This window comes from Nonomuraea sp. NPDC001699 (genome assembly GCF_053596455.1).
This window is the reverse complement of record NZ_JBSFGF010000008.1, coordinates 98,305-111,347: the sequence shown is the minus strand read 5'-3', so window position 1 is coordinate 111,347 and position 13,043 is coordinate 98,305. Positions and strand designations below refer to the sequence as shown.

Genomic DNA, 13,043 nt, shown 5'->3' with positions numbered 1-13,043 from the left:
CCCGAGCCCGACCGGCGTCAGGTCGGCGCTCAGGCTTCGGCCGACGGGCGCCATCCGTCGCACGACTCCACGTCGAAGCCCCGGCTCGGGAAGACGGCGTCCATGAAGAAGTCGTGCATGGCCGGGTCGGCGTCGCCGCAGCCGTCCCGCAGCACGGACACCCGGTAGCCGCGGTCGGCCGCGTCGTAGCACGTCGCGGCCACCATCGCGCTGGTCGCGACCCCGGCCACGGCCACCGTGGTGACGCCGCGCGCGCGGAGCACCAGGTCGAGGTCGGTGCCCGCGAACGCGCTCGCGCGGCGCTTCAGCACGACGACGTCCTGCTCGGTGACCGGCAGGTCGAGCTCGGTCCCGGCCGACCCTTCGTGGAAGGCGTCCCCGGCCTCGAAGAACGACTTCATCAGCGCGCTGTGGGGTGGCACGTCGGTCCTGTTGGCGCGGAAGGCGAAGTGCACGAACACCACGAGGGCACCGGCGGCTCGGGCGCGGGGGAGCAGTTCGGTGAGCGGTGGCACGACCTGCCGGGCGAACGGGAAACCGCCCGTGATGCCCCGCTGGATGTCGCCGATGATGAGTGCAGTGGTCACGACATACTCCGTCCAAGGTGTCCGGCGTTCGCGACGGAGGGATGTGGAATCCCGTCCGCGAACAACTGGGATCACAGTAGGAGGGCGCTGAGATATCAGCAACCCGACCTTGGGCGGGCAGGCCGGGTCAGTTGCCCCAGAGCTGGACGGGACGCAGGTAGGCGGTGTCGTACACCTGGTCGCGCATGTCTTCCCAGCCCGCGCCCCACCTCGGGTCGTAGACCGCGCCGTGCGCCCCCATCCACGAGCCGTTGCCGGAGAAGTCGGGCGCGGTCCGGTTGAAGGTCGTGTTGTTGTAGCGGTACTCGTCGGTCACGTGGCGGCCGTAGGGCGAGTAGTGGTTCACCCACAGCCCCCACTCCTTGAGCTGGTACCCGGCCATCGTCATGACGGCGGTCGTCGGGCCGCACGAGCCGCGGCCGTCGAACGGTCGTCGCGCGTGTCGGGGTAGGCGGCCACGAACGCCGCGCCCGCGTCGTCCGACAGGCCCAGCACCTCGACGCGGGAGCCGTCGTGGTCGGGGATGATGGCGACACGCCCGGGGCAGGCGGCGGTCACGACGCCGTCCGACTCCTCCGGTTGTGCGAGGTGGACGCGTGCCTGGCCGCCGATCAGCACGTCGAACCCGTCACCGGTCCGTACGGTGCTGACGCTCTGGTCGGCGGCAGCGGCAGGGGTGGGGGGCCTGGGCGGTGGCGGCGCCGGTCAGCGCCGTCACGCGGTCAGGGTGACCGCCGCCGACAGTAAGTTCCGGCATTTCCTGAGCTGGAATGACATGACCGTCCTTCGGTAGATCGCGGATTTCGCCTCCAAAGCGTGAACCGCGGCCCATGTCGAAGGCACGTCGTCAATATGTCTGACCGGGACCTGGGGTCGTGGGTGGTTCGGGGGACAAGGCCGGTGCGGCGGAAACGCCCGTCATGCGCGATCGACGTCCGGGGTGGATGGTGCGATCGTGAGAGGGAGGCCGGACAGCAGGCGGTCGCGGAGGGCGTCGCCGCGGACGCCGATCTCGGTGAGGTCGTCGGGGCCGGGGGCGCCGGTGATCAGCAGTTCGGGCACGAGAAGCTCGCCGAGCGGGGCCGGCGGTGACGGGTCGGCCAGAGCGCCGACAGGGACGTCGGACAGGTCGAGGTAGGCCGGCGCGAGGATCCTGCCGTGGAGGGTGCCGGCGACCAGGTCAGGGCAGAACTCGTTCCAGAAGATCGAGACGGTGGTGCGCAGGTCCCCATGGATCATCACCAGCTTGTCGGTCCAGTCGCCGACGAACGTCTCGGACGTCACGTGGCCCTGCACGATCAGCTTGGCGTCGCCGGCCAGGTAGATGTTCCTCGTCCGCAGGTCCCCCAGGACGATCAGCGCGGCGGAGCCGTCGTCCACGTCGGTGACGTTCCCGTCGACGACCAGGTCGCCGTCGATGATGTAGCCGGTCGCCGCCTCGGGGGTGTCCTCCCGCCACGGCGTGCGCCCGTGCTCGTCGAGGGGGAGTTCGCCGGTCACCGCGGCGGGGCCGGGCACGAGGATGTACTCCTCCTCGTACAGGTTCTGGTACGTCTCCTTCGGCAGGCCGCGCCGCTCGAACAGGTCAACGGCATCGTCCCAGGAGAGGTAGCTCGATCGCATGCGCGCGACCATAGCAACGAAACACCCCAATACCGGCCGTAACGCAGACCTACTGTCGGCAGGACGTCGAGTTCCACGCCGCGGGCCGGGCATGCTGCAATGATCGTCGTGGACACGAATCCGTCGATCGATGAATCCGGGCTCATGCTCGCGATGGAGCAGAATCTCGCCGAGCACGCCTGCCACCTGCACCGGAACCTGGAAGGCGCGTCCGTCACCGAGACCGGCGACCTGCTGATCGCCGACAGCGGCCTGGGCGACGACACCTTCAACATCGTCGCGGCGGCCCGCTTCACCCCGGACACCGTCCAGGCCCGCATCGCGGAAACCGTCCGCGCCCTGGCCGCCACCGGCCGCCCGTTCTCCTGGTGGGTGGGCCCGGCCTCCACACCGGCCGGCCTCGCCGAGCGCCTCAGGGCAGCCGGGCTCGAAGCCTCGGAGACCGAGACGGGCATGTGGAAGGACCTGCGCGCGCTGCTCCCTGAAGCGCACGCCGACGGCCTGGACATCCGCCTGGCGACCACCCCCGCCCAGCTCGCCGACCACGCCACGGTTCTGGCTGCGAACTGGGACCCGCCCGCCGCCACCGTGCGCCGGTTCTTCGCCGACGCCGCGCCATGGTCGCTGACCGCCGACTGTCCCGCCCGGTACCTGGTCGGATACGTCGACGGGCGTCCCGTCTGCTCGGCCGAGGTCTTCCTGTACGCGGGCGTCGCCGGGATCTACAACATCGCCACTCTCGCCACCGCACGTCGCCGAGGCTACGGCGGCGCCATCACCCTGGCCGCCCTGCACACCGCCCGCGACGCGGGCTACGAGACCGCGGTGCTGCAGGCCTCCGCCGACGGCGAGCCCGTCTACCGCCGCCTCGGCTTCACCGCCTGCGGCCACTTCACCGAGTACGCCATCGGGTGAGGTTGTGCCGGAGCCTTGTGATGGCCCTGTTCTGGCAGCGCGGGGCCGGGGTCACCGGCATCGCCGAGGTCGTCCAGGCGACCCGACTCAGCCGCTCCAGCCTGTACGCGACCTTCGGCGGCAAGGCCCAGCTGCGAGCCGCCGCGCTGGGCCGCTACCTGGAGCGGCAGTCGCGGCCGGTGTTCGACGCCCTGGCCGCCGACGCCCTCGCCCTGCGCGCCCGCGTGCCCGCCGAGCTGGTCGAGGCCCTGCGCGCGGGCCGGCCCATGACGCCACGGCGCGGTTCGTCCGGACGTCACCCGTGCAGGAGGGTTCGCACCTGCGCCAGGAGGTCCACCTGTCTGCGCCAGTCGCCGCCCGAGATCCCGACGACCGCGTGGCTCGCCCCGGCCTCGCGGTAGTCGTTCAGTCGTCCGGCGGCCTCCTCGGGGTGGCCGATGAGGGGGATCGGCAGGACGTCCTCAAGCGGACGGCCGTAGCCGGCGCTGATCCCGGACGCCACCTGCGCCCGGGACGGGACGTCGGGCCCGGCTCCCAGCGCGGCGGCGCAACCGATGACGACGACCGGAACGGGACGGCCTGCCTGCCCGGCCAGCCCGGCCAGCCGTGCCCTTCCCTCGGCGACCTCCCGCGGGGAGATCAGCGAGGGGAACCAGCCGTCGCCCAGCCGCGCAGCCCGCCGGATCGCCGCCTCCGACGCGTTGCCGACCCACACGGGCGGCATGGCCACGGCCGGGGTCAGCGTGACCGGCGGTTGTCCCGGCTCGTCCGGCAGCCGGGTCTCCTTCCCGGCCAGCAGGTCGGGGAGCAGTTCCAGCGCGGTGTCCGTACGGCGCCCGCGCCGCCCGTACGCCACCCCGGCGGCAGCCCACTGCCCCGGCCCGCCGCCCGAGCCGACGCCCAGCACCAGCCTGCCGCCGGACACGTGCTGCAGGCTCGCGACCTGCTTGGCCGCCCAGGCCAGCGGCCGGATCCCCGGGACGAACACGCTTGCGCCGATCCTGATCCTCGACGTGACGGCGGCGGCGGTGGCCAGCGCGATCGACGCGTCCAGGGTCGGCCCGCCGATGGCCAGGTGATCGCCGTGCCAGACGCCGTCCAACCCGGCGTCCTCCGCGTGCCGGGCGGCCTCCCGTAGGTCGAGGCCCCTTCTGCGCTGCTCGCCGACGCCGGGCAGGATCACACCGATCTCAAAGCTCTCCATGCGGCCGACTATGCAACCTCAGGCACGCTTGAGGTCAATCCCGCTCGCGAGCACGCCGTCCGGTGTCGGAGGCTCGTAGCATGTCGGTGTGCGGTCAGCCGAGCGGGTTCGCGCCCATGTGCCTCAATGGGAGATCACCGTCCCGTCGCGGCCCGGCCGCCTGCCCGGGGTCATGATGGCGGGGTTCAGCGACCGGGACAACGAGTTCCGCGACCTCGCCCTCGTCCCGCACCCCGCGGTCACTCTGCTCCTCGACCTCGGCGACGAGCCGTTCGTCATCGAGGACGACCGCGGCTCGCGGCAGCTCGGACGCGTCGTCGCCGGTCTCGCGCCTCATCAGGTACGGGGATGCGGCCTGACCAGCCGGATGGAATGCCTCCAGATCCGGTTGTCGCCGATGGTCGCGCACGCCGTCCTGGGCGCGTCCGCGGAGCTGGGCGGCACGGTGGTCTCGCTGGACGACCTCTGGGGGCGGGAGTCCGTACGCCTCCAGGAGCGGTTGCGGGCCGCCGGGTCGTGGGAGGACCGGTTCGCGATCGCGGAGGACGCGCTGGCCAGGCGCGCCGACGCGGGCCGCGCCGCCGATCCGGAGGTCGCCTTCTCCTGGCGGCGGATGGCGGCGAGCGGGGGCCGGGTGCCCGTCGAACGGCTCGCCGTCGAGGCCGGCTGGAGCCGCAAGCGCCTCTGGTCCCGGTTCCGCGCCCAGGTCGGCCTCACCCCGAAGCGGGTGGCCCGCCTGATCCGCTTCGACCGGGCGGCCCACCGGCTCGCCGCCGGTGAACGCGCCGCCGACGTGGCGGCCGAGAGCGGCTACGCCGACCAGTCGCACCTGCACAGGGACGTGATGACCTTCGCGGGGGTGACGCCGGCCTCGGTCGCGCTCTCGCCGTTCCTCGCGGTGGACGACGTCGCCTGGCCGCCTGGGCCCTAGCGGATCACGGCCGGTCGCCGCCGCCGCACAGGCGCAGGGCGCTGGCCAGGCACAGGGCCGCCGCCTCCGGGGCGGTGAGGCGGCCGTCGGCGATCTCCTCGGCGGCGGCGTGCTGGAGCCCGATGACGGCGGCGGCCAGCCAGGCGGCGGGAGGCGACCCGTCGAAGTCGCCGGTGTGCTGGCCCCGCCGGATGAGCCGTTCGAGGCGCGGCGGCACGACGTCGTGGGGGTCGTCGTTCGCGGGACGGTGGACGCGGGACACGGTGAGGTCGAGCAGCAGGGGATGGCGGCGCAGGAACTGCCAGCCGGCGTCGAGGAACCCGGCCAGCGCGTCGGCGGGCGGGGCGGTGTCGAGGGCGGCGGCGTCGAGCAGGGCCGCGTACTCGGCGGCCGCGGTCTCGATGAGGGCGGCCAGCAGGGCGTCACGCGAGGGGAAGTGGGCGTAGACGGTCTGGCGGGTGACGTTCGCCGTGGTGGCGATCTCTTCCATGCTGGCGTCGGGCCGCTCGCCGAGGACGACGCGGGCCGCTTCGAGGATCGCGTCGATGCTGCGCCGGGCGTCGGATCGCCGGCGACGGCTGCGGGTGGCGGTGTTGAGTGCGTCGACCATCGCAGCGATGATATCCCGCCGCCGTAATCTTGACAGCGCGTAAGAGATAATCAAGTCTTACGGCATGTCAAAGAAAAGCGGCGATCCGGCGATCGAGGCGTACGGACTGGTCAAGAGCTACGGCCGGAACCGGGCGCTGGACGGGATCGACCTCACGGTCGGGCGCGGCCAGGTGTTCGGCTTCCTCGGGCCCAACGGCGCGGGGAAGACCACCACGATCCGCGTCCTGGCCACCCTGACCCGCCCCGACGGCGGCACCGCCCGCGTCCTCGGCCACGACCTGCTCGGCGAACGGGACGCCATCCGCGCCCGCGTGTCCGTCACCGGCCAGTACGCCGCCCTGGACGAGGACCTGACCGGCCACGAGAACCTGAACATCCTCGGCCGCCTCCACGGCCTGTCCCGCACAGCCGTCCGGCGACGCGCCGGCGAGCTGCTCGACGCCTTCGACCTGACCGGCGCGGCCGGCCGCCCGGTGGCCGGCTACTCGGGCGGGATGCGACGCAGGCTGGACATCGCGGCCGGCCTGATCGTCCCGCCCGACCTGCTGTTCCTCGACGAGCCGAGCACCGGGCTCGACCCGCGCAGCCGCGGCCACGTGTGGGACCTGATCCGCCGGATCGCCTCGGCCGGCACGACGGTGCTGCTCACCACCCAGTACCTGGAGGAGGCCGACCGGCTCGCCGAGCGGATCGCGGTCATCGACCACGGTCGGATCGTCGCCGAGGGCACCAGCGCCCAGCTCAAGTCCCGCGTCGGCGCCGGCACCCTGCGCCTGCGGCTCCTCGACGGCGGGCAGCGCCCGCAGGCCCGGCAGGTCCTGGCCGACGCGCTGGAGGGGACGGTCCACCTGGCCGACGACGACCCGCTCGCCCTGTCGGTGCTGCTCAGCGCCCCCGCCGACGCCGCGGACGCCGGGCGGCTGGTCGGGCACGCCATGACCCGGCTCGCCGACGCGCGGGTGGGCATCGCGGAGATCACCCTGGGCCGGCCCAGCCTGGACGAGGCCTTCCTCGCCCTGACCGGCGATCTCTCCACCCCCGACTTCACCTCGGACCCTGAGGACGTGAACGCGTGAGCACCACGGCCGAGCCCTACCCGATCGACGTCCTGCTCGCCGCGGCCGGGTCACGCCGTCGCGCCGGGGCGCTCACCGCCACCGCGACCTTCGCCCGGCGGGCCCTGCTCAAGATCCGGCACGACCCCAAGCAGCTCGTGGACTCGATCGCGATCCCGGTCCTGTTCACCGTGCTGTTCACGTACCTGTTCGGCGGCGCGGTCAGCGGCTCGCCCGGCGACTACCTCACGCTCCTCCTGCCGGGCACGCTCGCCATGAGCATCGCCATCGTCACCATGTACGGCGGCGCTCGCCTGGCCAAGGACGTGACGACCGGGGCCTTCGACCGGTTCCGTTCGCTGTCGGTGTGGCGGGGCGCGTTCGTGCTCGGCGGGCTGGTCTGCGACGCCGTCCGGTACGTGTTCGCGTCCGGCGTGGTGGTGGTGCTCGGGCTGGTCATGGGCTACCGGCCCGAAGGCGGCGTGACGGGGGTGGCGGCGGCGGTGGCGCTGGTCGTGGCGTTCGGGCTGTCCCTGTCACTGCTGTGGGCGGCGGTCGCCCTGCTCGTGCCCGACCAGGCGGTGGTCATCAGCATCGCGAACGTCGTGCTGATGCCGCTCTCGTTCGCCAGCAACATCTTCGTCCAGCCCGCCACCATGCCCGGCTGGCTGCGGGCCTTCGTCGAGGTCAACCCGCTCAGCCACATCGCGGCCGCGGCCAGGGGGCTGATGAACCACACCGCGGGCGCCGCGGGGGCGGTCAGCTGGTCGCTCGTCGCGACCGCCGTCGTCACCGCGGTGTGCGCGCCCCTGGTCCTCCATCTGTACGGCAGGCGTGGGTGATCTCGTGCACGGCGACCGGCCGGCCGTGCGCGGGGACGACCGTCTCGAACGCGAACCGCAGGCCCAGCTTGTCCATCACCCGGCGGGACCGCTGGTTGTCCACATGACGGATGCTGACGATCCGGTCGAGGCCGCATTCGGCGAACCCGAACCCCAGCAGCCGCCCGGCCGCCTCGGTGGCGTAGCCGTTCCCCCAGTGCTGCCGGCCGAGCCGCCAGCCGATCTCCACGGCGGGCAGGACCTCGGGGAGGAACGCGGGCACGGTCAGCGTGACCCAGCCGGCCGTCCGTCCGGTCTCGCGCACGACGACCGCGAGCAGGCCGTAGCCGCGTTCGTGCCATTCGCGGTGGGCGCGCGCGATCCCCGCCGCGGCTGAGTCCGGGGGCTGGACGGAACCGTCGCCGATGTACCGCATGACCTCGGGGTCGGCGTTCATGGCGGCGAAGGGGGCGAGGTCGTCGTCGTCCGGCAGACGCAGGAGAAGCCGGTCGGTCGTCATGGGGATCACCCGGCGATGATGCCAGAGCCGGGCCGGGTGGTCCGTCCCGGCGCGGCCTCACCGGTCGCCGTGCCTCGCAGCGCCTGCCACGCCGCGAACGCCGCGTACGCGGCCAGGACGGCGAGCCCGGCCCATCCGGGCAGCGGGAAGTACCCCGCCGAGGGCGCGTAGTGGGCGGTCACCTGCGGATACTCCGCCCGCGTCTGGAGCACGGCGAAGCCCGCCGCCGGGGTCAGCCGGAGCAGCCAGCCGGAGACGGCGTCGGGCAGCAGCGGAACCGCCGTCACGCCGTACGGCAGCGCGACCAGCGCGAGCGCGACGACGATCGCCGCCCAGCCCCGCCGCAGCCGCACGCCGAGCCCGTACGCGAGGACGGAGCAGAGCGCGAGCACCAGCGCGACGCCGACGATCACCCGCGCGCCGGTGAGTCCGGGCAGTGGCTGTGCCGGCGTGCCGTTCCCGCTCAGGATCGCGACGCCCACCGGCAGGACGACTCCGGCGGCCACCAGGCCGGTCACGAAGGCCGCCGCCCCGACGACGGCCGCGCGGGCGGCGACCGTCCGCCGCGCACCCGCCCCACCGGCCGTACGGGAGCCGTGGCGGGCGGCCGCCACGAGCACGACGACGAGCGCGATCACCAGCCCGGCCAGCAGGTTCTCGGCGACGCGCGGCGCCTCCTCGTTGAGCGGGCCGATGTCGCCGGTGCCGCTGACCGTGATGATCCCGCCCTTCTGCACGGCTCCGGAGGGATTGTGGTACTTCTCCCAGTCGGTGTGGTTCATCTCGCCCACAGGATCACTGGCCCAGGCGCCGTCGTGACCGCCCTCGACGGCGACCTGGTCGAAGACGCCGACGGCCTGGGTGAACCGGGACTCCTCGATCGCGCCGCCGAGGCCGGTCTCGCGGAGCGTGAGGTCTCCGGGCGAGGTGGCGAAGAGGCCGACCTGCACGGTTTCCGGCAGTCCGGCCAGCGTCGCCGTGCCCACGGTGTGCCATTGCCGGCCGTCGGCGGACTCGGCGCCGGTGACGGTGTCGCCCGAGCGGGTCAGGCGCAGCCAGCGCGGGAGCCGGTCGGGGCTTCCCGCCAGGTCGTGCTTGTAGTCGTACTGGAAGCGCACGCCGTGGGCGCCGGTCATGGCGAGGGCCGCGTATCGGGAGCCCTGACGCAGGCCGTCCTTGACGATGATCCCGGCCTTCGCCCAGGGCACCAGCCGGGCCACGAGCTGGTCGTGGTTCGGCGGGGGATAGGTGATCGTCCCGGTCATGGACGTCATCCGGACCGTGATGCTGCCCTCGCGGCCCAGGCCGCGGTGCAGGAACCAGAACGTGTCGCTGACGGTGGAGCCGTCGGCGGCGACGGGGACGGCGGGGCACGGGCCCTCACAGGAGGGACGTCCGGCGAACGCGGACATCAGGCCCAGCCCGATGACGGCCAGGGCGGCGACGGTCAGGGCTGTCAGGCGGCCGGGGCGGCGGAACGCGGCCCATTCCCCCCGGAGGAGGTCGGTGATCGACATGCCAACGGTTATAGGGACCGGCGCCTAACACGCCCGGAACGACGCCTGTCACGCCGCTGTCACATGGCCCTTGTGGCCGGCCGGGCTTGGGGGCGGTCAGGTGGTGGGGGAGCGGCGGAGGGTGAGGGCGATGAGCGGGCCGACGGCGAGCAGGATCGCGAGGGCGGCGTAGCCGTAGGTCAGCGAGGCGAGGGTGGCGACGCCGGCCACGAGCAGCGGGCCGCCCGCGTCGCCCAGTTCCCGGCCGAGTTCGGCGGCGCCCATCGTCTGGCCCATGCGTTCGGCGGGGGTGCGGGCGGCGAGGGCGGCGAACCCGAGCGGGGTGATGAGCCCGGTCCCGGCCCCGATCAGTACGGCCGCCGACAGGATCCCGGTCAGACCGGGCAGCATCGCGCAGGCCAGCCCGGCCGCGGTGACCAGCAGCCCTGCCAGCAGGCCGGTACGGGTCCCCAGCCGCCCCGCGTCGAGGGCCCGCCCGGCCCTGGGCTGCACGACCGCCGCGCACGCCGCCAGGACGGACACCGCGGCGCCGGTCGCGACCGTGCCGAGACCGGCGACCCTGCCGGACACGGGCAGGAACCCCACGCCGACCGACAGCGCGGCGGTGGCCCCGGCCAGGGCCGCGGTCGGGACGAGGAACGCCGGGTCGGCCAGGCGCCGCGCCAGGTCCAGCACCGTCTGGCGGGCCTTGGGCAGCGGCGGCACGGCGGGCACGGCCAGCGCGGCCCACACGGCGACGGCCACGCCCAGCACCGTCAGGACGGCGAACAGCAGCCGCAGCCCGCCGGCCCACACCAGCACGCCGCCCAGCAGCGGGCCCAGGGTGTAGCCGATCGACTTCCAGAAGCCGTAGCCGCCGAAGGCCCGGCCGAGCTTGGCGGCGGGGTTGAGCCTGGCCACCAGCGCCGAGGCCGACGGTGAGAACGCCGAGGCCGCCGCGCCCTGGCCCAGGCGGGCGGCCCACAACCAGCCGGGGCTGTCGGCGACGACGTACAGGGCGGAGGCGATCGCGAAGGCCACCAGGCCGCCCAGCAGCACCGGACGGGCGCCGATCCGGTCGGCGAGGCTGCCGAGCAGCGGCTTGAGCAGCACCTCGGCGCCGTCGTACAGGGCCAGCAGCGCGCCGAGGACGAGCAGCGAGGTTACCGCGTCGCCGGAGAACCCGCCGAGGTTGGCGGCGATGCCGTGCGCGCCGAACGCGGTGGTGAACCCGGCGGCGTACAACGGCCACATCCGCCGCCCCGACACGGCCGACACCGAAGGCGTCATCGCCCGCCCCCCAGTGCCTCACGCGGGGTAGCCCGGGACGTCTCGGGCGCCTCCGGGGCGCCGAAGACGTCCCGGGCCGCGTCGAACAGCGCCCGCAGGCGATCGTCGTCCTGCCGTGCGCGTCCGGCGGCGACCATCCTAGAGGCCGAACTTGGCGGCCACGGCGTCGAGGACCCAGGCCAGGCCGGTCGCGAAGGACTCATCGGCGTCCACCTCCGTGCCGTCGTGCACGAGCCTGGCCAGCGAGGGGAAGCGGCCCGTGGCCAGCATCCTGCTCACGTGCGGGCCGCGGGCGCGCTGCCAGTCGAGCTCGGACAGGCCCGTGGCGCGCTCGGCCCGCAGGCCCGCGACCTCGCGCCTGATCGCGCCGGTGGTGTACGCGCTGACCGTCTCCACGGCCCGCATGACGGTGTCGAGGTCGGCGACGCCGTCGAGGGCGGACAGCATGCCCTCTGTCGCGGCGAGGGCGTTGGGGCCCAGGCTCGGACGTCCGCCGAGCAGGTCGGCCAGCCATTCGTGCCGGAGGGCGGCCCGTCTGATGCGGTCGGCGTGGCCGCGCAGCGCCTCCCGCCAGTCGCCGGGCGGCTCCTCGGGGAGGATCTCGGCGTAGACCTCGTCCACCATGAGGTCGAACAGCTCCTCCTTGGTGGACAGGTAGCCGTACAGGCGCATCGGGCCGACGTCGAGCCGGGCGGCGACCTTGCGCAACGACACCGCCTCCAGCCCGCCCTCGTCGGCCAGCGCGACGGCGGCGGCGACGATGCGCTCCCGGTCGAGCGGCGCGGGGCGGGTCGGCGGCTCCGGACGGTCCCACACAGTCATGGATACATCGTAGTGTTGCGATACGGTGTATCGAAGAAATACAGTGTATCGACATGAGACATCGTATCGCTGTCGTGGGAGGCGGCCCCGCCGGCCTCACCTTCGCCCGCGTCCTGCACCGACATGGCCATCCCGTCACCGTCCTCGAACGCGATTCGTCCCCTGGCGCCCGTTCTCCGGGCGGCACGCTGGACCTGCACGAAGGGATGGGCCAGCGCGCGCTGGACAAGGCGGGGCTGCTGGCGGGGTTCCGGACGCTGTCCCGTCCGGAGGGACAGGCCATGCGCATCCTGGACACGGACGGGACCGTCCTGCGTGACTGGCGACCCCGTCCGGATGAGCGGGCCAATCCCGAGATCGACCGCGGGCAACTCCGTGACCTGCTGCTCGGCCCTCTGGACGTCCAATGGGGGCGGGGTGTCACCGAGGTGGTGCCCGGCACCCGGGACGGCGTGCTGGTCCGCTCCGCGGACGGGCGGCAGGAGGCGTTCGACCTCGTGGTGGGCGCGGACGGCGCCTGGTCCCGGGTCCGCGCGGCGCTCTCGTCCGCGACGCCGCGCTACACCGGCGTCACCTCCGTCGAGACCTCCCTGGACGACGTCGACGCCCGCCACCCCGACCTCGCCCGCCTGATCGGCGACGGTTCCCTGGCCGTGTACGGCGTGAACCGCGCCGTCGTCGCCCAGCGCAACAGCGGCGGCCACGTCAAGGTCTACGCCCAGTTCCGCGCACCACTGGACGCGGCGGACCCGGCCGATGCCGAGGCCGTGCGGTCGAGCCTGCTGGCCCTGTTCGACGGGTGGGCCGCTCCCGTTCTCGATCTCCTCCGCCACGGCACCACGTTCACCCGCCGCCCCCTCTACGTCATGCCCGTGGCCCACACCTGGGACCACGTACCCGGGGTGACGCTGCTGGGCGACGCCGCCCACCTGATGCCCCCGCTGGGCCTGGGCGCGAACCTCGCGATGCTGGAAGGCGCCGAGCTCGCCGAGGCCGTCGCCGCAAACGCCGGCGACCCGGACGAGGCCGTCCGCGCCTTCGAGCAGCAGATGTGGGCACGGGCCGCCAAATACGCGAAGATCACCGCGGCCGGTCTGGAACGCCTGGTGAGCCCGGACCCCGCCGAAGCCCTCGCCCTCTTCGACGAGCTCCAGCCGTCCTGACCGC

16 protein-coding genes are annotated in these 13,043 nt (G+C 73.6%); 6 read left to right on the top strand and 10 right to left on the bottom strand.

Going from position 1 to position 13,043, the window contains the following annotated elements; translation table 11 throughout:
* Positions 1–29: 29 nt before the first annotated feature.
* From ACWCSU_RS24765 to ACWCSU_RS24750, 4 genes are all read right to left on the bottom strand, one after another.
* Positions 30–587, bottom strand: a complete 558-nt coding sequence (locus tag ACWCSU_RS24765) for a cysteine hydrolase family protein (RefSeq protein WP_449937824.1) — start codon at positions 585–587, stop codon at positions 30–32.
* A gap of 127 nt (positions 588–714) precedes the next feature.
* On the bottom strand, positions 715–975 hold the full coding sequence (locus ACWCSU_RS24760) for a hypothetical protein (RefSeq protein ID WP_449937823.1): 261 nt from the start codon (positions 973–975) through the stop codon (positions 715–717).
* Positions 972–1,205 carry a hypothetical protein gene (locus tag ACWCSU_RS24755; RefSeq protein ID WP_449937822.1) on the bottom strand — a complete coding sequence of 78 codons (234 nt, stop codon included), beginning with the start codon at positions 1,203–1,205 and terminating at the stop codon, positions 972–974. The genes ACWCSU_RS24760 and ACWCSU_RS24755 overlap by 4 nt, the downstream gene beginning before the upstream one ends.
* A gap of 300 nt (positions 1,206–1,505) precedes the next feature.
* Positions 1,506–2,210, bottom strand: coding sequence for a hypothetical protein (locus ACWCSU_RS24750; RefSeq protein WP_449937820.1), 705 nt, complete (start codon positions 2,208–2,210; stop codon positions 1,506–1,508).
* A 108-nt stretch (positions 2,211–2,318) separates the two neighbouring features.
* Between ACWCSU_RS24750 and ACWCSU_RS24745 the strand changes: the two genes are divergently transcribed.
* A complete protein-coding gene (locus ACWCSU_RS24745; protein ID WP_449937819.1) occupies positions 2,319–3,125 on the top strand; it encodes a GNAT family N-acetyltransferase in 807 nt (268 codons plus the stop codon).
* A 20-nt stretch (positions 3,126–3,145) separates the two neighbouring features.
* Positions 3,146–3,526: a helix-turn-helix domain-containing protein gene (locus tag ACWCSU_RS24740; RefSeq protein ID WP_449937816.1), complete on the top strand. Its 381-nt coding sequence runs from the start codon at positions 3,146–3,148 to the stop codon at positions 3,524–3,526.
* On the opposite strand, the gene ACWCSU_RS24735 is transcribed toward ACWCSU_RS24740, so the two are convergent.
* Positions 3,421–4,329: an LLM class flavin-dependent oxidoreductase gene (locus ACWCSU_RS24735; RefSeq protein WP_449937814.1), complete on the bottom strand. Its 909-nt coding sequence runs from the start codon at positions 4,327–4,329 to the stop codon at positions 3,421–3,423. The two genes, ACWCSU_RS24740 and ACWCSU_RS24735, sit on opposite strands and share 106 nt — an antisense overlap.
* An 88-nt stretch (positions 4,330–4,417) precedes the next feature.
* On the opposite strand from ACWCSU_RS24735, the gene ACWCSU_RS24730 reads away from it, so the two are divergent.
* Positions 4,418–5,260: a helix-turn-helix domain-containing protein gene (locus ACWCSU_RS24730; protein WP_449937811.1), complete on the top strand. Its 843-nt coding sequence runs from the start codon at positions 4,418–4,420 to the stop codon at positions 5,258–5,260.
* Between the two features lie 4 nt (positions 5,261–5,264).
* On the opposite strand, the gene ACWCSU_RS24725 is transcribed toward ACWCSU_RS24730, so the two are convergent.
* Positions 5,265–5,870, bottom strand: coding sequence for a TetR/AcrR family transcriptional regulator (locus ACWCSU_RS24725; protein ID WP_357708930.1), 606 nt, complete (start codon positions 5,868–5,870; stop codon positions 5,265–5,267).
* Positions 5,871–5,934: 64 nt separating this feature from the next.
* Here ACWCSU_RS24725 and ACWCSU_RS24720 point away from each other — a divergent pair, with 64 nt between their 5' ends.
* Positions 5,935–6,948, top strand: a complete 1,014-nt coding sequence (locus ACWCSU_RS24720) for an ATP-binding cassette domain-containing protein (RefSeq protein ID WP_449937810.1) — start codon at positions 5,935–5,937, stop codon at positions 6,946–6,948.
* The gene (locus ACWCSU_RS24715; protein ID WP_449937808.1) at positions 6,945–7,769 is read left to right on the top strand and encodes an ABC transporter permease; all 825 of its coding nucleotides are present in this window, start codon (positions 6,945–6,947) and stop codon (positions 7,767–7,769) included. Before ACWCSU_RS24720 ends, ACWCSU_RS24715 begins: the two co-directional genes overlap by 4 nt.
* On the opposite strand, the gene ACWCSU_RS24710 is transcribed toward ACWCSU_RS24715, so the two are convergent.
* The 4 genes from ACWCSU_RS24710 to ACWCSU_RS24695 all read right to left on the bottom strand — a co-directional run bounded on the left by ACWCSU_RS24710 (position 7,717) and on the right by ACWCSU_RS24695 (position 11,876).
* Positions 7,717–8,268, bottom strand: coding sequence for a GNAT family N-acetyltransferase (locus tag ACWCSU_RS24710; RefSeq protein ID WP_357709005.1), 552 nt, complete (start codon positions 8,266–8,268; stop codon positions 7,717–7,719). The two genes, ACWCSU_RS24715 and ACWCSU_RS24710, sit on opposite strands and share 53 nt — an antisense overlap.
* Before the next feature lie 5 nt (positions 8,269–8,273).
* Positions 8,274–9,785 carry a hypothetical protein gene (locus ACWCSU_RS24705; RefSeq protein ID WP_449937807.1) on the bottom strand — a complete coding sequence of 504 codons (1,512 nt, stop codon included), beginning with the start codon at positions 9,783–9,785 and terminating at the stop codon, positions 8,274–8,276.
* A 96-nt stretch (positions 9,786–9,881) separates the two neighbouring features.
* Positions 9,882–11,054 carry an MFS transporter gene (locus ACWCSU_RS24700; RefSeq protein WP_449937805.1) on the bottom strand — a complete coding sequence of 391 codons (1,173 nt, stop codon included), beginning with the start codon at positions 11,052–11,054 and terminating at the stop codon, positions 9,882–9,884.
* A 138-nt stretch (positions 11,055–11,192) separates the two neighbouring features.
* Complete coding sequence (locus ACWCSU_RS24695) at positions 11,193–11,876, bottom strand: TetR/AcrR family transcriptional regulator (RefSeq protein WP_357708917.1); 684 nt, start codon at positions 11,874–11,876, stop codon at positions 11,193–11,195.
* A gap of 53 nt (positions 11,877–11,929) precedes the next feature.
* On the opposite strand from ACWCSU_RS24695, the gene ACWCSU_RS24690 reads away from it, so the two are divergent.
* The gene (locus tag ACWCSU_RS24690; protein WP_449937803.1) at positions 11,930–13,039 is read left to right on the top strand and encodes an FAD-dependent oxidoreductase; all 1,110 of its coding nucleotides are present in this window, start codon (positions 11,930–11,932) and stop codon (positions 13,037–13,039) included.
* The last annotated feature ends 4 nt before the right edge of the window (positions 13,040–13,043 follow it).

Bases quoted from the DNA above. Each gene is read 5' to 3' on its own strand.
- ACWCSU_RS24760 (WP_449937823.1), bottom strand. From the start codon at position 975: ATGACGATGGCCGGGTACCAGCTCAAGGAGTGGGGGCTGTGGGTGAAC.
- ACWCSU_RS24750 (WP_449937820.1), bottom strand. From the start codon at position 2,210: ATGCGATCGAGCTACCTCTCCTGGGACGATGCCGTTGACCTGTTCGAG.
- ACWCSU_RS24740 (WP_449937816.1), top strand. From the start codon at position 3,146: ATGGCCCTGTTCTGGCAGCGCGGGGCCGGGGTCACCGGCATCGCCGAG.
- ACWCSU_RS24735 (WP_449937814.1), bottom strand. From the start codon at position 4,329: ATGGAGAGCTTTGAGATCGGTGTGATCCTGCCCGGCGTCGGCGAGCAG.
- ACWCSU_RS24725 (WP_357708930.1), bottom strand. From the start codon at position 5,870: ATGGTCGACGCACTCAACACCGCCACCCGCAGCCGTCGCCGGCGATCC.
- ACWCSU_RS24720 (WP_449937810.1), top strand. From the start codon at position 5,935: ATGTCAAAGAAAAGCGGCGATCCGGCGATCGAGGCGTACGGACTGGTC.
- ACWCSU_RS24710 (WP_357709005.1), bottom strand. From the start codon at position 8,268: ATGACGACCGACCGGCTTCTCCTGCGTCTGCCGGACGACGACGACCTC.
- ACWCSU_RS24705 (WP_449937807.1), bottom strand. From the start codon at position 9,785: ATGTCGATCACCGACCTCCTCCGGGGGGAATGGGCCGCGTTCCGCCGC.
- ACWCSU_RS24700 (WP_449937805.1), bottom strand. From the start codon at position 11,054: ATGACGCCTTCGGTGTCGGCCGTGTCGGGGCGGCGGATGTGGCCGTTG.
- ACWCSU_RS24695 (WP_357708917.1), bottom strand. From the start codon at position 11,876: ATGACTGTGTGGGACCGTCCGGAGCCGCCGACCCGCCCCGCGCCGCTC.
- ACWCSU_RS24690 (WP_449937803.1), top strand. From the start codon at position 11,930: ATGAGACATCGTATCGCTGTCGTGGGAGGCGGCCCCGCCGGCCTCACC.